The organism is Sporofaciens sp. SGI.106 (genome assembly GCF_050314255.1).
GTDB lineage: Bacteria > Bacillota > Clostridia > Lachnospirales > Lachnospiraceae > Claveliimonas.
This window is the reverse complement of the sequence record NZ_JBNPMZ010000001.1, coordinates 40,033-57,975: the sequence shown is the minus strand read 5'-3', so window position 1 is coordinate 57,975 and position 17,943 is coordinate 40,033. Positions and strand designations below refer to the sequence as shown.

General features: G+C 45.1%; 18 protein-coding genes. 1 reads left to right on the top strand and 17 read right to left on the bottom strand.

All coding sequences use genetic code 11. The features are described 5' to 3' along the window. Positions 1-5: 5 nt before the first annotated feature. The 8 genes from rnc to mgtE form a co-directional block, all read right to left on the bottom strand. The gene (gene rnc, locus ACQRCC_RS00265) at positions 6-701 is read right to left on the bottom strand and encodes a ribonuclease III (RefSeq protein ID WP_427848807.1); all 696 of its coding nucleotides are present in this window, start codon (positions 699-701) and stop codon (positions 6-8) included. A gap of 54 nt (positions 702-755) precedes the next feature. Then, entirely contained in the window at positions 756-989 is a 234-nt protein-coding gene (gene acpP, locus ACQRCC_RS00260) for an acyl carrier protein (protein ID WP_427848806.1), read from the bottom strand. Positions 990-1,021: 32 nt separating this feature from the next. Further along, on the bottom strand, positions 1,022-2,044 hold the full coding sequence (gene plsX / locus ACQRCC_RS00255) for a phosphate acyltransferase PlsX (RefSeq protein ID WP_427848805.1): 1,023 nt from the start codon (positions 2,042-2,044) through the stop codon (positions 1,022-1,024). Between the two features lie 111 nt (positions 2,045-2,155). Then, positions 2,156-2,335 carry a 50S ribosomal protein L32 gene (gene rpmF, locus ACQRCC_RS00250; RefSeq protein ID WP_005332600.1) on the bottom strand — a complete coding sequence of 60 codons (180 nt, stop codon included), beginning with the start codon at positions 2,333-2,335 and terminating at the stop codon, positions 2,156-2,158. 3 nt (positions 2,336-2,338) lie between these two features. Next, positions 2,339-2,866: a YceD family protein gene (locus tag ACQRCC_RS00245; protein ID WP_427848804.1), complete on the bottom strand. Its 528-nt coding sequence runs from the start codon at positions 2,864-2,866 to the stop codon at positions 2,339-2,341. A gap of 66 nt (positions 2,867-2,932) precedes the next feature. Further along, entirely contained in the window at positions 2,933-4,123 is a 1,191-nt protein-coding gene (locus tag ACQRCC_RS00240) for an acetate kinase (protein ID WP_427848803.1), read from the bottom strand. A gap of 24 nt (positions 4,124-4,147) precedes the next feature. Further along, complete coding sequence (gene pta / locus ACQRCC_RS00235; protein ID WP_427848802.1) at positions 4,148-5,152, bottom strand: phosphate acetyltransferase; 1,005 nt, start codon at positions 5,150-5,152, stop codon at positions 4,148-4,150. Positions 5,153-5,278: 126 nt separating this feature from the next. Then, positions 5,279-6,634, bottom strand: coding sequence for a magnesium transporter (mgtE, locus tag ACQRCC_RS00230; RefSeq protein ID WP_427849081.1), 1,356 nt, complete (start codon positions 6,632-6,634; stop codon positions 5,279-5,281). Between the two features lie 249 nt (positions 6,635-6,883). Here mgtE and ACQRCC_RS00225 point away from each other — a divergent pair, with 249 nt between their 5' ends. Then, on the top strand, positions 6,884-8,122 hold the full coding sequence (locus tag ACQRCC_RS00225) for a nucleotidyltransferase (protein ID WP_427848801.1): 1,239 nt from the start codon (positions 6,884-6,886) through the stop codon (positions 8,120-8,122). Positions 8,123-8,201: 79 nt separating this feature from the next. Here ACQRCC_RS00225 and ACQRCC_RS00220 read toward each other — a convergent pair whose 3' ends face one another. The 9 genes from ACQRCC_RS00220 to ACQRCC_RS00180 all read right to left on the bottom strand — a co-directional run bounded on the left by ACQRCC_RS00220 (position 8,202) and on the right by ACQRCC_RS00180 (position 17,940). Next, positions 8,202-9,053, bottom strand: a complete 852-nt coding sequence (locus ACQRCC_RS00220) for a DegV family protein (protein WP_427848800.1) — start codon at positions 9,051-9,053, stop codon at positions 8,202-8,204. 16 nt (positions 9,054-9,069) lie between these two features. Then, complete coding sequence (locus ACQRCC_RS00215) at positions 9,070-10,434, bottom strand: PFL family protein (RefSeq protein WP_427848799.1); 1,365 nt, start codon at positions 10,432-10,434, stop codon at positions 9,070-9,072. A gap of 18 nt (positions 10,435-10,452) precedes the next feature. Continuing rightward, the gene (locus ACQRCC_RS00210; RefSeq protein WP_427848798.1) at positions 10,453-10,725 is read right to left on the bottom strand and encodes an ACT domain-containing protein; all 273 of its coding nucleotides are present in this window, start codon (positions 10,723-10,725) and stop codon (positions 10,453-10,455) included. Positions 10,726-10,766: 41 nt separating this feature from the next. Further along, positions 10,767-11,564, bottom strand: a complete 798-nt coding sequence (locus tag ACQRCC_RS00205; protein ID WP_427848797.1) for an MBL fold metallo-hydrolase — start codon at positions 11,562-11,564, stop codon at positions 10,767-10,769. A gap of 16 nt (positions 11,565-11,580) precedes the next feature. Beyond that, on the bottom strand, positions 11,581-12,171 hold the full coding sequence (gene coaE / locus ACQRCC_RS00200) for a dephospho-CoA kinase (RefSeq protein ID WP_427848796.1): 591 nt from the start codon (positions 12,169-12,171) through the stop codon (positions 11,581-11,583). 15 nt (positions 12,172-12,186) lie between these two features. Further along, positions 12,187-14,802: a DNA polymerase I gene (polA, locus tag ACQRCC_RS00195; protein ID WP_427848795.1), complete on the bottom strand. Its 2,616-nt coding sequence runs from the start codon at positions 14,800-14,802 to the stop codon at positions 12,187-12,189. A 145-nt stretch (positions 14,803-14,947) separates the two neighbouring features. After that, the gene (locus ACQRCC_RS00190; RefSeq protein ID WP_427848794.1) at positions 14,948-15,931 is read right to left on the bottom strand and encodes an electron transfer flavoprotein subunit alpha/FixB family protein; all 984 of its coding nucleotides are present in this window, start codon (positions 15,929-15,931) and stop codon (positions 14,948-14,950) included. Positions 15,932-15,933: 2 nt separating this feature from the next. Next, a complete protein-coding gene (locus ACQRCC_RS00185; protein ID WP_427848793.1) occupies positions 15,934-16,725 on the bottom strand; it encodes an electron transfer flavoprotein subunit beta/FixA family protein in 792 nt (263 codons plus the stop codon). 51 nt (positions 16,726-16,776) lie between these two features. Then, the gene (locus ACQRCC_RS00180; protein ID WP_427848792.1) at positions 16,777-17,940 is read right to left on the bottom strand and encodes an NAD(P)/FAD-dependent oxidoreductase; all 1,164 of its coding nucleotides are present in this window, start codon (positions 17,938-17,940) and stop codon (positions 16,777-16,779) included. Between the last annotated feature and the right edge of the window lie 3 nt (positions 17,941-17,943).

Here is a 17,943-nt window from a genome sequence, read left to right as displayed (position 1 = left end):
AACACCTACTTTATATTTTTCTTGTGCAGCAATAAAATTGTCTGATATGCGGCTTCCTGTTCCGCTGCTTTCTTGGTTCTTCCTTTTCCGTTTCCGTATTCTTCCGGACCAATATGAACACTTACCGTGAACGACTTATCATGATCCGGACCTTCTTCCGCAATGAGATCATAAGAAATAGCGGCATCAAAATTTGCCTGCACAATCTCCTGCAGGATAGTCTTGCTATCAAAAAAGAGTTTCTTATTCTCAAGATCATTGAGAACAAAACGATGAACAAACTCTTTTGCATTAGCAAAACCACCATCTATATATATTGCTCCGATCAAAGCCTCAAGCGCGTCTGATGTGACAGATTCCCTCTTTCTTCCTCCGGTAGCCTCCTCTCCCTTACCCAGCAGAAGATAATCTCCCAGATGAATATCTCTGGCACAATAAGCCAAAGACTGTTCGCAAACCATACTGGCCCTCGTCTTCGTCAGTTCCCCCTCCGGCATGGTCTCATGCTCATAAAACAAAAATTCACTGGATATAACCTCAAGAACAGCATCACCTAAAAACTCCAGCCGTTCGTTACATTCATATTTCGGCAAATGCTTCTCATTTACATAAGAGCTGTGCATCATTGCCTTTTTTAAAAGTGAAAAATCCTGAAAATGATATCCAATTTTTTCTTCCAATAATTTTAAATCTCTGTTCATTTTCCGCCTCACAAAACGAAAAAGCCCGTTCCTGGGCTTTTTCGTGTCAAATGCCTAGTTATTTGTTGCGTTTTTGATCTCCTCTACCGCATCACCAACGGTAACAATCTTCTCAGCATCATCATTATCAATTTCAATATCAAAAGCCTCTTCGATTCCCATAATAATCTGGAAAATATCCAGAGAATCTGCTCCAAGGTCATCTACAAAAGTAGAATCCTCTGTAATGTCATTCACATCCACATTAAGGACATCTGCTATGATTTCCTGTATTTTTTCAAATTCCATACTTCTCTTCTCCTTTTTTGTTACATATTGATTTATTCTGCGGATTTCGTATCCGTTTGAATACATTCTCTGATTTTTCCATTTACATCCTGTTCTTTAAATGTAATACACTGGATGATGGAATTACATACTTCTTTTGCCGTTGCACTGCCGTGTGTCTTTACCACCAGACCATTCAGCCCCAGAAGTGGTGCTCCTCCATACTCACTGGCATCAAATTCTTTCAGAGTAGCCTTCAGTGCAGGCTTCACCAGGAGTGCTCCTATCTTACTCCGAAGAGAGGACATCATGCCCTGCTTTATCTTATGCACCAAAGTGGAAGCAAGCCCTTCCGTAAGTTTTAAAATCACATTGCCTGTAAATGCCTCACATACAATGACGTCTGCCTGCCCATGTGGAATCTCTCTTGCCTCAATACTGCCGGTAAAATTGATACCCTGGGTCTCTTTCAGCATCGGAAAAGTCTCCTTCACCAAAGCATTTCCCTTCTCTTCCTCTGCGCCGATATTTACAATAGCCACTTTCGGATTTTTAATTCCCACAACACGTTCCATATAAATGGATCCCATCTTGGCAAACTGTACCAGATGAGAAGGACGGGCATCCACATTAGCTCCACAGTCAACAAGAAGCGCCACTCCCTTTTCTGTAGGAATCAACGGTGCAAGAGGCGGCCGTTCCACTCCTTTGATTCTTCCCACCAGCGTCTGTCCGCCAACCAGGACCGCTCCGGAGCTTCCTGCTGATACAAAAGCGTCTGCTTCCTTCGCTTTCACCATCTTCATTCCCACTACAATCGAGGAATCCTTTTTTCTGCGGATAGCATTCACCGGCGGTTCTGCTGTCTCAATCACCTCCGTTGCATTTACAATCTCAATCCGGTCTTTGTCATAAGTATATTTATCTAATTCACTTTTTACAATCTCTTCTTTACCCACCAGAAATACTTTGACATTCTTTTCTTTCGACACGGCATCCACAGCGCCTTTCACCATCTCTACCGGAGCATTATCTCCCCCCATGGCGTCCAGTACTACTTTCGTTATTTCTGACATTTTTTTCCCTCCATTGTCTGCTAGGTATCATTCTACTAAACATTGATATAAAAATCAATATATGACAGAAAAAAAGAGCCTTCCGATATTTCGGAAAGCTCTTTACTCTCATTAATCCTGAGCGATGATTTCTTTTTTGTTGTATGAGCCACAAGCCTTGCATACTCTGTGAGGCATCATTAATTCGCCGCACTTGCTGCATTTAACCAGGTTCGGAGCGCTCATTTTCCAATTCGCTCTTCTCTTGTCTCTTCTTGCTTTAGAAGATTTATTCTTTGGACAAATTGACATAGGTTACACCTCCTTAAAATTCTTAAAAACATCGCGGATAACTGACATTCTAGGGTCAAGACTTGTATCTTCACAGTCACAAGTTCCCTGGTTCAGGTTTTGACCACACACGTTGCAAATACCCTTACAGTCTTCGCTACACAGAATCTTCGTCGGCCACCCTATTAGTACTTCGTTGCGGATGAGTTGTTCCGCATCGAGCGTATATCCGTCAATATAGTTTGTTTCATCTAAATCTTCTGACTGTTCTCCATCCGGCACACTAAGATCGACATCCTTGGTAAAATCAAGAACCAGCTCTGTTTCCACAGGTTCCAGACAGCGATCACATGGAATCTCCACCGTAATCTTTGCTTTTCCTGTAATCAACAATTCTCTTCCTTTTACATGTTCCACCCTGATAGCCAGAGGCTCTTTATCAAGAATCCGGAACTCACCCAGTTCTGATTGAAATACCTCCATCTCTATCGGAATATCCTTCTCGATGGTCTTATGTTGTTCAGACAGAACGTCTGATAGGTTTAATATCATATTATTACTCCTATTCACACCTAGACTATTATATCACGAAATATAAATTTGTCAACCACTAATCTTCTATACTAATGCAACAGTTTCGCGGGCGATTGCAAGCTCTTCATTGGTAGGAATAACCATTACTGTTACTTTTGAGTCCGGAGTAGAAATTGCGATCTCTTCTCCTCTCTTTGCATTTGCCTCTGCATCAAGCTCAATACCAAGATAACCGAGGTAGCTCATAACTTTCTCACGTACGATTCCTGCATTCTCACCGATACCTGCAGTAAATGCGATCGCATCAACCCCATTCATTGCTGCAACATATCCGCCAACATATTTTGCAACACGATAGCAGAATACTTCCAGCGCAATCTTAGCCGGTACATTTCCTTCATTGGCACCTGCCTCCAGATCACGGAAGTCACTGGAAAGGTTGTTGGAAAGACCGTAAACACCGGATTTCTTATTCAGCATGTTCATAAGTCCTGCAATGTCCAGATTCTCTTTCTTTGCAATGAACTCCAGGATAGCCGGATCAATATCACCGGAACGTGTCCCCATTACCAGACCTTCCAGAGGTGTCAGACCCATGGATGTGTCAACGGATTTGCCATTTTCTACAGCACAGATGCTGGCACCGTTTCCAAGGTGACATACGATAGTTTTCAGCTGATCATACGGTTTTCCAAGCAGCTCAGCCATTCTCTTGGATACGAAGCTGTGGCTTGTTCCGTGGAATCCATAGCGTCTTACCTTATATTTCTCATAGTACTCATACGGAAGTCCGTACATATATGCCTTCTCCGGCATTGTCTGATGGAATGCGGTATCAAATACTGCCACCATAGGTGTGCCCGGCATCAGCTTCTGGCAAGCTGCGATACCGATTAAGTTTGCAGGATTGTGAAGCGGTGCAAGATCATTACACTCTTCAATTGCCTGGATAACTTCCTCATTGATTACTACAGAATTTGCAAATTTCTCACCGCCGTGGACTACACGATGTCCAACTGCCCCAATTTCGGAAAGACTCTTTACAACGCCTGTCTCAGCGTCTGTCAGAGCATCAATTACGAACTGAATTGCTTCTTCGTGTGTCGGCATTGCTTTGTCAGATTTTACCTTTTCCCCACCTGCCGGCTGGTAAGTAAGGCTTCCGTCAATTCCGATTCTCTCGCACAGACCTTTTGCAAGTACCTGCTCGGACTCAGAATTGATCAGCTGGAATTTCAGTGATGAACTTCCACAGTTAATTACTAATACATTCATTGGTTTGCCCTCTCTTTTTTTGATTTATTTATCAGCAGCCTGGCACTGTACAGCCGTGATTGCAACAACGCCTTCAATATCCTCTGCGCTGCATCCACGTGACAGATCGTTAACCGGTGCTGCGATACCCTGTGTCAGTGGTCCATAAGCCTCTGCTTTTGCAAGTCTCTGAACCAGTTTGTATCCGATATTTCCGGCATCCAGATCCGGGAATACCAGTACGTTTGCTTTTCCTGCAACCGGGCTTCCAGGTGCCTTGGATGCTCCGATCTCCGGAACGATAGCTGCATCTAACTGGAACTCTCCATCCAGAAGCAGTCCTTCCGGTGCATTCTCTTTTGCAATTCTTGTTGCCTCTAATACCTTATCTACATCAGCGTGCTTTGCACTTCCCTTAGTAGAGTGTGACAGCATTGCAACAACAGGCTCTTTTCCTGTCAGAAGCTCGAATGACTCTGCGGAAGAAAGAGCGATTGCAGCCAGTTTCTCCGGATCCGGATTCTGTTCCAGACCGGAATCTGCGAATACGAATGTTCCGTCTGCTCCCATATCACAATCCGGAACTACCATTACGAAGAATGCGGAAACAAGCTTTGTTCCCGGTTTGGTCTTCAGAATCTGCAGACATGGTCTTAAAGTATCTGCTGTAGAATGGCATGCTCCGGAAACCATTCCGTCTGCGTCTCCCATCTTTACCATCATTACACCATAATATAAGTAGTTGGTAAGAAGCAGTTCTCTTGCCTGCTCTTCTGTCATGCCTTTTTTCTGACGAAGCTCAACCAGTTTTGCAATATAGCCTTCTGTCTTCTCGCTCTTCGCAGGATCCACAATTGTTGCTCCTGAGATGTCAAAAGAACCTTTATTCTTTGCGATCTCTTCTTCGCTTCCTACGAGAATCAGTTTTGCAGTTCCTTCTTTCAATACAGCTGCAGCTGCTTCATAAGTTCTTGCATCTTCTGTCTCCGGAAGTACAATTGTTTTTACATTTGCTTTTGCTTTTGCTTTAATTTCATCAATAAATCCCATGATTTACAGACTCCTTTCCATTTTTTCTCACATATATTTATTATAATACAAAGAGACCCTGCGGACAAGGTCTCTTGCTGGAATATTATGTCTGTTTTTTAATACAATGTATCATTTCTTTCTCATTTATAACTGAAATATCGCGCTGACAATCGCAAAATAAACACTGATCGTGCTGATATCCACCAGCGTAGAGATCAGCGGCGTTGCCATGATCGCCGGATCCAGTCCCACCTTCTTTGCAATAAGCGGCAGGGTACATCCCACTACCTTCGCAATGATTACCGTACAGGCCATGGTCATACCGATCGTCAGAGCCATCAGCCCGCCTCCCTGCCCCATAAGGACAATACGGATTCCATTGACCACTGCCAGAATAATACTGATACATACGGCAATTCGAACTTCTTTCCATATTACTTTAAAAAGATCTTTAAATTCTATTTCCTCCACGGCCAGTCCCCGGATCACCAGAGTCGAGCTCTGGGAACCGCAGTTTCCTCCCGTTCCGGTCAGCATAGGAACGAATCCGGCAAGCTGCGGCATCACTGCAAGGGCAGATTCATAGCTGTTCATGATCATCTGAGTCACTGTCGCTGAAAGCATCAGAAACAGAAGCCAGGGCAGACGGCTCTTCACATGCTCCATCACCGTCGTTCCGAAATAAGATTCCTCACTGGGGCTGACACCGGCCATGATCGAGATATCTTCCGTTGCCTCTTCCTGCAGGACGAGCATAGCGTCGTCAACCGTTACAATACCGACCATACACATTTCATGATCCACGATAGGCAGAGCGATCAGACCATATTTCCGGATGATACCTGCCACCTCTTCCTGATCATCCGTGGTCCGCGCGTACAGCATATTGGTTTCCATGATTTCTTCAATGGTCTTAGACTCACTGGTGGTCAGAAGTTCCTTTACGTCAACGACACCGATCAGCTTCTTCTTCTCCGTAACATAGCAGGTGTAAATGGTCTCCCTGTTTAGACCTACCTGACGGATCTTCAGGATGGACTCCGCCACCGTCATTTCCTTGCGAAGCGCGATATAGTCCACGTTCATGACACTTCCGGCGCTGTCCTCCGGATACTGCAGAAGCAGATTAATCTGCTGGCGGGTCTCTTCGTCCGTAGCCATCAGGAGACGATCCACCACATTGGCAGGCATCTCTTCCAGTACGTCTACCGTGTCATCCAGATACATCTCTTCCATAATCTCTTCCAGCTCGGAATCTGTAAGCCCGTTGATCAGAATCTCCCTCAGATCACTGTTCATATACGAAAATGTCTCCGCCGCCTCTTCCTTGGCAAGGAGACGAAATACCATCACCATCTGTTTCTGGTTAAAATTTTCCATCAAATCGGCAAGATCGACAGGATACATGTTATTTTCCAGTTCTTCTTTCAAGTCTTTATACTGTCTTGCCTCCAGCATCTCAAGGATACGTTCTTCCGTCAGTTCCTCGCGCTCTTCCATATAATCTGCCGTTTCATCCTGTTCTTTGACTGCGAAATCACTTTCCGGATCATGTTCTTTCCATTCTTTTTCCATGGTATCCTCCTTCCTGTCTTCTTTTGTCGGATGAATTTCTGCCATTCAGAACTCGCATCGCGAGTTCCAGCGCGTGATTTGTACCTGCAAAGCAGGCATTATTTTCCACAGGTTGCATACACTCATCCTTATATAGTATAATCAATTTCAAAGGGATATACAAGGGAGATTATTATGAAAATCGTCGGACTCATTACAGAATATAATCCATTTCACAACGGACACCTGTATCATATAGAAAAAACAAAAGAACTGACCAATGCAGATGCAGTCATCGTTGTCATGAGCGGTGATTTTGTGCAGAGGGGTGCTCCGGCTATTATGCCCAAACATTTACGGACAGAGGCTGCATTGAGATCCGGAGCAGATCTGGTCATAGAACTTCCTGTGTACTGTGCGTCAGGAAGTGCCGAATATTTTGCCGCAGGTGCAGTCTCAATTCTGGATCAGCTAGGATGTGTGGATTATCTCTGCTTCGGAAGTGAATCCGGTGACATAGAAGGACTGAAACATCTGGCATACATTCTTTCCGAAGAACCGGAAGCCTATCAGGACAAGCTTAAACAGGCACTCAAAGCCGGCAATTCTTTTCCAAAAGCACGACAGAAAGCACTGGCAGAATACCTGGGAGACGAAGATGCCGCATCTCTTCTCGGGCAGCCCAATAACATCCTGGGCATGGAATATATCAAGGCTCTCTTCCGAAGAAAAAGCAGGATGAATGTCCTCACCATTCAAAGATTGGTATCCTGCTATCACGACGAAGAACTTCAGGACGGACTGAGCTCAGCCTCCGCAATCCGCAAAAAATTACTTCAGACTGAAGCTCCGGAAATTCCCACCCTCCTTGCAAACCAGGTTCCCCCTGCCAGTCAGCATCTTTTGCAAACAACATACGGAACCCGTTATCCGGTTTGCTCAGACGACTTTTCCCTGCTTCTGAAATACCGCCTTCTCACAGAGAACCGGAGTAATCTGGCAGCCTATGCGGACATCACTGAAGAACTGGCTAACCGCATTGCCAACTGCTCCAATGATTTTATAAATTTCGATCAGTTCTGTGAGCTTCTCAAGACAAAAGAGATTACCTATTCCCGCGTCAGCCGGGCATTATTTCATCTTCTTTTGAACATAAAAAAAGAGGATGTAGATGCCTACATCCAGACAGGATATTGTCCTTATGCGCGTATTCTCGGATTTCGCCGGGATGCAGTCGGAATTTTGAAAGAGATAAAGGCGCACGCCTCTATCCCGCTGATCACCAAGCTCGGACAGACAGAAGGGCTTTCTGATACCGGAAAACGGATGTTGGAAACGGACATTTTCGCGGCCAACCTCTACGAATCTGTCATCACAGCCAAATTCGGGACACCTTTTATCAATGAGCATCAGCAATCTATTGTCATCATATAATAGACGAAGGGGTTTTGCCTAAAAAACGAGGGAGCCCCGCTCCATAATCGGCTTTTGCGACACTCCCTCTATCACCAATTTAAATCTTTTTACTGCATGCAACTGCCATGGACCCCGGTCCGATATGACACGCCACACTCAAAGAAAGCTTGTCCATCTGTATCTCATATCCCGGAAGCCTTGCTTCAATCTCACGTTTCCATTCCTGTGCTTCTTCCTCTGAACAGGTATAAGCTGCTTCCAGATGAACCTCTTTTCCCGCAAAACGTTCCTTAATATCTTTCTCCATGGCATCCAGCATGGTCTTCTTTGCCGCTTTCCATCCACGAACCTTTGCAAAAGCATCCAGCTTTTCTCCCTGGATCTGAAGCACCGGCTTCAAGTTAAGAACCGTTCCGATAGCTGCCGCTGCCGGTGTGATGCGTCCTCCCTTTTTCAGGTATTTCAACGTATCCACCGTAATATAAATACTTGCTTCCAGCTTCTCTTCCATCAGTTTGTCGTGAATTTCCTTCGCGGATTTGCCCTCATTTGCCAACTGGATCGCGTCCATGACAGACTGTCTCTGGGTAACTGAAATTCTCTGATTATCAACTACCTGCACCTTACCTTCATAATCCTGTGCCAGCATCAAAGCTGTCTCACAGGTACTGGAAAGTCCGCTTGACATTGGAATGTGCACAATCTCATCATAACTTTTCAGCAGTTCATCCCAAAGCTCCAGTACATCCCCCGGTGAAGGCTGGGATGTAGAAATATCCGCATCCTGAGCAAGCTTCTGGTAGAATTCTTCCTGTGAAAGCGTGATATCTTCATAAAACAATTCTTCATTAATATAAAACGGCATTGGAATCACACGGATCCCCAGTTCTTTTGCCTCATTCTGTGTAATACCGCTGTTACTGTCAGTCACAATCGCTACTTTACCCATTTTTTAACCTCTCTTTTTAATTTTTAAAACTATGAATAGGTGCCGGGATACGTCCCTTTCTATTTATAAATGCACTGCAGTCATACTCATTAACCGGAATAATCGGAGCATATCCGAGAAGACCTCCGAATTCTGCCGTATCTCCGACATCCTTTCCGATAACAGGAATAAGACGGACTGCCGTAGTTTTCTGATTTACCATACCGATAGCCATTTCATCGGCAATGATACCGGAAATGGTCGCAGCACTGGTTTTTCCCGGAATCGCAATCATATCCAGACCAACGGAGCAGACACAGGTCATAGCCTCCAGTTTCTCGATGGTAAGCGCTCCCATCGTCACTGCATCAATCATTCCCTGATCCTCACTGACCGGAATAAATGCACCGCTTAATCCTCCCACGTATGAAGACGCCATTACCCCGCCTTTCTTCACCTGGTCATTCAGCATGGCAAGTGCTGCAGTTGTTCCCGGAGCACCTACACGTTCCAATCCGATTTCCTCCAGAATCTCTGCCACACTGTCTCCAATTGCCGGTGTAGGAGCGAGTGACAGATCCACAATACCGAACGGAATTCCCAGTCTCTTTGACGCTTCTCCTGCTACAAGCTGTCCCACACGGGTTACTTTGAACGCCGTCTTCTTAATCGTCTCACAGAGAACTTCGAAGCCCTGGCCGCGTACCTTAGCGATGGCATTTTTCACAACACCCGGTCCGCTGACACCTACGTTAATCACCGCGTCTCCTTCTGTCACACCAAGAAAAGCGCCTGCCATGAACGGATTGTCATCCGGTGCATTACAGAAGATGACCAGCTTGGCACATCCGAGAGAATCCATTTCACTGGTTGCTTCAGCCGTTGCCTTCACAATTTCACCGCAAAGACGTACCGCGTCCATATTAATACCTGTTCTTGTGGATCCCACATTTACCGAACTGCATACTCTGTCTGTGCATGCAAGTGCTTCCGGTATGGACCGAATCAGATTCTCATCACTGACAGTCATTGCCTTGGACACCAGAGCAGAATATCCTCCAATAAAGTTAACTCCAACTTCTTTTGCCGCTTTGTCGAGAGTTTTTGCAAGACTCACATAGTCCTTTGGCTCCTTACAGGCGGATGAACCTATGATACCGATCGGTGTTACAGAAATACGTTTATTTACAATCGGGATACCAAATTCCTTCTCTATATCTTCTCCGGTCTTTACCAGATCTTTCGCGAGGGTGGTAATCTTATTATAAATATTCTCATTCAGCCGTTCCAGATCGGAATCCATACAGTCCAGAAGACTGATGCCCAGAGTAATGGTTCTCACATCAAGATTTTCCTGCTCGATCATCTGATTGGTTTCTTTTACTTCAAGTATATTAATCATAATTCTGTACGTGACCTCCTATATTCTGTGCATGCTTTCAAATATCTCTTCTCTCTGACAATGAATGGTCACGCCGATCTCAGCACCCAGTTTTTCCAGCTCCTCTGCATACACATGAAACTCTTTATCCGCATTTGACACATCCACTACAGCCATCATATTAAAATAGCCGCTCACGATAGTCTGAGCAATATCCAGAATATTGATATTAGTCTCTGCCAAATAGGTGCACACCTTCGCAATAATTCCAACAGTATCTTTTCCCACAACAGTTATTACACATTTTCTCATGTTCTTCCTCCTAATCTCGTCCCTCAACAACTGACTTGCTTTTATACGGTTACAATATCTGATACACGGTCTCTGCCTGCTACATACAACGGAATATCATCTCCCTTATAAGGATTATCTCCTATTGTCACTTCCAGTTTAACTGTCTCATAGGCAAGCTCCGCATAATTATTCTCCTTGCTCAGATGCCCCAAAATTACATATTGCAAGTTGTCATGTAGTATATCACAAAGAAGGCGTCCTGACAATTCATTCGATAAATGTCCTTTATCGCCCATAACTCTTCGCTTAAGCGGATAAGGATAAGGCCCCACCTCCAGCATGTGTATATCATGATTTGCCTCCAGAAGGACTGCATTCAGATTCTTCAGATTTTCCACCGTATATTCGTCGTAGATTCCAAGGTCGGTGGCAACTGCCACAGATTTCCCTCCATGATTCATCCGGTAGCCGCAGGGCTCCTTGGCATCATGGGAAATCCGGAAAGGATGGACTTCAATATCTCCCAGCATAAAATCCATATCCGTCTCCACCTCATGAAGCAATCCTTCAGGCAAAGCTCCCAGACTCTTATATGCCCGGATCCCCTCCAGCGTTCCTCTGGTAGCATAAATTGGAACCTGATACTTCCGGCTGAACACTCCCAGCCCCTGAATATGATCCGAATGCTCATGGGTAATCAAAATCCCGTCTAACTCTTCTCCCTTAATTCCAATCTCTGAAAGGCCTTCATCTATTCTCTTTTTACTGATTCCAGTATCCACAAGCAGATGGGTATCATCATTACCCACATAAATACAGTTTCCGCTGCTTCCACTGGCTATACTGCATAATCTCATGTAATTTCTCTCCCGGTTATAATTTATCTAAAATGTGCTCCAGCTGGGCGCAGGTCTCTTCAAAGCTTCTGCTGTTATCAATGACTCTGTCACTCTGCTCCATATATTCCTCTCTTGTCTTCTGGGCACGGATTACAGACTGTGTTTTTTCTTCACTGTAACCCCGGAAGAATCTCAGACGTCTGGTTCTCACCTCATCACTGGCATAAATGTACCAGATTTCATCACAGAAATCTTCATAACCAGCTTCAATTAAAATGGCTGATTCCAGCACAAACAGGGATTTTCCCTGACTCTGAGCCTCTTCTTTAAGCTGCTTTACTCTCTCTTCCACCGCCGGATGCACGATCGCGTTAAGAGCGGCCAGTCTGTCCGGATTATCAAATACAATTGCAGAAAGCTTTGCACGGTTAATCTTCCCGTTCTCCTCCAGGATCTCATCACCAAATTCTGCCACAATACTGTCATAGCAGGCCGTTCCTTCCTGTTGCAGTTCTCTGCCCACTTCATCTGCACGGCAGACAGAAGCCCCATGTTTCTCCTCCAGATAACGGAGCACTTCACTCTTGCCGGAGCCTACGCCGCCTGTAATTCCTACTATCTTCATCTCACACCTCAATCTTTATTTCGCCTCATACCAGTTTTCTCCGGTATGCATATCTATCTCAAGAGGAACCTCCAGCGATGCTGCCTGTTCCATTTCTTCTTTTAATATTTCTTTCACCTGTTCCAGCTCCGACAGATGTGCTTCAATAAGAAGCTCATCGTGAACCTGAAGAACCAGTCTGGACTTCATATGCTTTTCCTTTAGCTGACGGTTCACGCCTACCATCGCAATCTTCATAATATCTGCCGCTGTTCCCTGAATCGGTGCATTCATAGCCACACGCTCTCCAAATGCACGCTGTTGGAAATTGCTGGATGAAAGCTCCGGAACCGGTCGTCTTCGTCCAAACAGGGTCACCACATAGCCCATCTCTTTTGCATGCTTGACCGTATCATCCAGAAAAATCTTGATTCCCGGATAAGTTTTAAAGTACTGTTCGATGTACTGTGCAGCCTCTTTTTTGGTAATACTCAGATCCTCACTCAGTCCAAAGGAGCTGATTCCATACACGATTCCAAAATTGACTGCCTTGGCATTGCGCCGCTGCAGATCCGTCACTTCCTCAAATGGAGTGTGGAACACCTGAGACGCGGTAATTCTATGAATATCCTGCGCCTCCCGATATGCCCGTATCAATTTCTCATCTTCAGAGCAGTGTGCCAGCACACGAAGCTCAATCTGAGAATAGTCCGCATCCACAAATACATATCCGTCCTCCGGAACAAATACCTTGCGGATCAGCCGTCCAAGCTCCATCCGCACCGGAATATTCTGCAGATTCGGTTCCGTGCTGCTGATTCGGCCGGTAGCCGTTATGGTCTGATTAAATTTACCATGAATCCGCCCGTCTTCACGGATATAGCCCGCTAGTCCGTCTGCATAGGTGGACTTAAGCTTCGTAAGCTGACGATACATCAATATCTGTCCGATAACCGGATAATCCGGTGCCAGCTTCTCCAGTACATCAGCCGCTGTAGAATAACCGGTCTTGGTCTTCCTGCCGCCTTTCAGACCCATTTTTTCAAACAAAATGACCCCCAGCTGCTTAGGAGAATTAATATTAAACTTTTCTCCTGCCGCCTCGTAGATTTCCTGTTCCAGGGTTTCGATGCGGACTCCCAGCTGTTCGCCGTAAATGCGAAGAGCCTCCGCCTCAACCCTTACCCCGTTCTGCTCCATATCATGCAGGGTAAATACCAGCGGCATCTCAACATTTGCAAAAAGGTTCCACATCTGTGTTTCCACAAGCTTCTCCGTCAGAGGTTTCACAGACGCATATGCCGTATAGACCTCATAGCATACCTTCACATATTCTTCGCTCTTCTCTTCCAATATCAGATCCATCTGTTCCCTGGCCACATCTTCATAAGTATAGTCATTTTTCAGCGGGTTCAGAAGATAGGCAGCTACCGTATTGTCAAACCAGCACGCCTTCTCACCGGATTGAAGATAAGAAAGCAGCTCTTTTACACGGAAAGCCGCAAGAGTCTTCACCTTATCCGTCAGAATATCTATCTGTTCTGCCAGATAATCCATCGTTATATCTGTATCTGCATAAATGCAGTAAATGTCTTTCTCACCATAGCAGATTCCAATTCCGCCTGCCTGGGCTTCATTGGCAAACAGGGGCAGCACGTCCTTTGTATTCCGGAATACTGTAACTGCCACCGTTTCCCTCTTCCCGGCCTCTGTAAAAATGCGTTCCGCATCCGCTTTCGCATGAATTTCCCGGAATCCGTCCTCCACCGCATTAGAGGGTGCACTGATTTCAAATCTGCCAAGAAGATTCTTGAACTGCAGCTTCTGAAACCATCCGTAAGCCTCTTCTGTATACAGATTGCCCAGTTTTGCTTCCTCAAGGGAATACTCAAAATCCGCATGCACTTCTATCGTTGCCAGTACCTTGCTAAGCTTTGCCAGCTCCCAGTGTTCCCGGAGCGCCTTAGACGCCCGGGGCGGTTTCAGTTCATCCGAATGGGCATAGGCTTCTTCAATAGAGTGGTATTCTGTAATAATCTTCGTAGCTGTTTTCTCTCCGATACTGGGAACACCCGGTATATTATCAGAAGCATCGCCCATCAGAGCTTTCAGATCAATGAATTCCTGAGGTGTCACCTGATACCGCTCCAGAACATCTGCCGCATAATAATCCTCCACCTCTGTTCTGCCCTGTTTCGTCTTCGGTATCCGGATCTTAACATGCTCCGTTGCAAGCTGGAGAAGATCTCTGTCTCCGCTGATAACGGATACTTCCATCCCGATTTCCTCACAGCGTCTGGACAGGGTTCCCAAAAGGTCATCCGCCTCAAGGCCTGCCTGCTCAATGATCTTTACTCCCATTGCCCTCAGAACATCCTTAATTACCGGAACCTGCTGACGCAGTTCATCTGCCATAGGTTTTCTGGTACCCTTATAGTCTTCGAACATCTCATGCCGGAAGGTAGGCGCATGTACATCAAATGCCACCGTCAAATACTCCGGCTTTTCCTCATCCAGTATCTTAAACATAATATTCAGGAATCCATACACTGCATTCGTATGAAGTCCTTCTGCATTCGTAAGATCCGGCACTCCGTAAAATGCACGGTTCAGAATACTGTGTCCGTCTATCAGAACAATCTTCTCAGCCATATATAACTCTCCGTTCTTTCTCTGCTATAGGAATTTAACTGTTCATACAAAATTCCACTTTATTACTATACACCAAAGTATCTATTTTTGAAAGAAAAAAAGCTGACCGTTTTTTTCGATCAGCTTTTTCATGTATGTTTTCATTCTATTCTGCCAGGAAATTCTCCAGAATATCCTTCATATCTGCCACCATACCATAATCGGTAGTATTAAAGATTGCCGCATTCTCATCTGTGTTTACAGCAATATACAATTTCGTATCCTTGATACCCTCGGTATGCTGAATTGCTCCGGATACACCAAAAGAAATACATACCTTCGGGCGAATGGTAAGTCCTGTCTGTCCAATCTGATGATTGAACGGAATCATCTCAGAATCAACCATTGGTCTGGTTCCTCCGATTGCTGCTCCGACCTTCTGTGCAAACTTCTGAAGCAGCTCAAAGTTTCCTTCCTCCAGAGCTCCACGTCCGCCTACAACTACAACCTCTGCACCAAGGATGCTGTCTGTCTCATTCTCAGCCGGAAGTACTTCCAATACTTCAACCTTAGATTCCGGCATCTGGATATCTTCCATATATGTCAATGTTGCATGTGCGTCAGCAACTGGTTCCTGTGCACCATACACACCAGGTCTCACCGTCATCATCTGCGGGGCAAATCCTTCTCTGGTAATAATTGTAACGAAAACATTCTCTCCATAAGATGGTTTATTCTGTTTAATAAAGTAAGAACCATCTTCTCTTGTTCCTACAAGAAGCTCTGTGCAGTCTGCAGTCATACCACATCCAAGCTTCATTCCAACTCTTGAGAAGATAGAACGTCCGGTCGGTGTAGCCGGAACCAGTACGCTTGACGGAGCAATCCGACGAAGCATTTCCGCAACGACTTCACTTACCGCATCATCCTGCAGAAGACAGTCTTCTGCAGTCTTAACTGCATAGATTTCATCTACGCCAAGCTGATTTAACTCCTCCGCAATACCATCACACTCTCTGGCAACAACAATGGCACTGATTTTCTCACCTGTTGTTTCCTGAATGAGATGTGCGGCTGTTATCAGCTCTGCAGCTACCGGCTCTAATTTACCCTTATAATTCTCTGCAAATACACAAATTCCACTAGCCATTATTATTTTCCTTTCTCCTCTTCGAGTAATTCTTTCAGCTTCGCAGCAAGTTCAGCACCTGTACCGGTCAGCATCTTTGCCTTCCTTGCGCTTTCCGGCTGGAAGGAATCGATAACGGCTGTCGGTGAACCGGCGATACCCACTTCCTCAGCCGCAAATCCAAGATCTGCATTTGTGTAAGTCACAAGTGGTTTACTCTTCGCTGCGCGTTTGGTTCTGAGGGTTGCAAGACGCGGCTCATTACTTCCAAAGTTTACAGACAAAACTGCCGGTAGAGCACACCGTACTCTGACCTTTTCATCATAAACCTTTTTCACTGCCTCGATCTTTCCACTCTCAGCTTCATCATATTTCATCCCCTGAATCTCTGCAACATGCGGAATCTGTAAAGCTTCTGCAACCATTGCACCAACCTGTCCGGTTGCACCGTCTGCTGACAGTGCACCGCATAAAATCAGGTCGAAGGATCCATAGAGTTCTATTGCTTTTGCCAGAACCTTAGCTGTTGCAACCGTATCTCCTCCTGCAACAGCGCGGTCTGTGATCAGACAGCTTTCGTCGCATCCGAGAGCCATTGCATCCCTTAATGCCTTCTCTGCATCCGGAGGTCCCATGGTAAATACAACAACTTTTCCCTCTGTCTGTTCTTTCAGAAGCATTGCTTCCTCAATGGCATTTAAATCTGCCGGATTAATCATTCCCTCTGAACTCGCACGAACCAGTGCGTGTGTCTCCGGATCAACAGAAACATCATTTGAAACGGGAACCTGCTTAATAAGAACTGCTATATTCATTATTTCCTCCTAATTTGTATGAAACAATTTTATCATTTTAATTCTGTCAGATTATTTTTCAAGCAGACGTTTGAATGACCAGTTCTCTAACAGTGGAGTTGACTCTCCAATCATAATCAGTTTTGCAAGGTCACGGCTTGCTGCAGGAGCCTCGATAACTCCGTTTCCGCCGTATCCTGTAGCCAGCATATATCCCTCAACCGGTGTCTCACCAAGGATTGGCCAGAAATCCTTTGGCTCTGCACGGTAAGATAACCAGGAGGATACCAGTCCGCTGTCTACGATTCCCGGAACTTTTGCTTCCAGCTGATCAAGAAGGAAATCAATGAAGTAATCATCGGTTCCGCCTGTTGCCGGCAATTTATCCGGATCCCACTGTCCTGCATGCATCGGGTTGCTCAGATCCATGGAAAGGTGAGATTTGCAGATAAAGATATTATCTCCTGCTCTCAGTGCATAGAATTCAGGATACTTTAATACCGGGAATGTATAATCCAGTTTCTTTCCCGGAGGACATAAGAAGAATGCTTCTGCTTTTGTATGCCAGATCGGTACATCCATTCCTACCATTTCACCTGTGAATTTGCTCCATGGTCCTGTACAGTCTACGATTACATCAAAATCATATTTTTCACCTTCAGATGTAGTAAGACCTGTTACCTTGTTTCCTTCTTTGTGAATTTCTGTAACCTTAACGCCTGTTTTGATCACGCCGCCATTTTTCTGAAGCTTCTTAGCGTATGTATTGGAAATCATAGTTCCATCAAAATATCCGTCATCTGCTGTATATCCGGCACCCAGGATGTTCTCTGTAGAAATATCCGGAAGGATTTCCTTAATGCGATCCTTATCTGTAATATATTCTCCGGTATATCCTGCCGCTTTTGCAAGAGCGATACCTGTCTTGATTGTCTCTTCCACTTTCTCATTTGTAGCAACTACGAGTGTTCCTGTCTTATCAAATCCTGCGGAACCCTTCTCCTCTGCTTCCATCTTCAGGTAGGATTCAAATCCATAAAGTCTTACATCCCAGTATCTGTTCTTCAGAGAATCGTCAAACAGACACACGGTTCCAGCTGATTTTGCTGTAGATGCTCCTCCAATGGTGTCTTTCTCGAAAATCACGATCTCTGCATTATCATACAGACTTAAGTGATATCCAAGAGCTGTTCCGGAAATTCCTCCACCGATAATACCAATTCTTTTCTTTGTCATAAT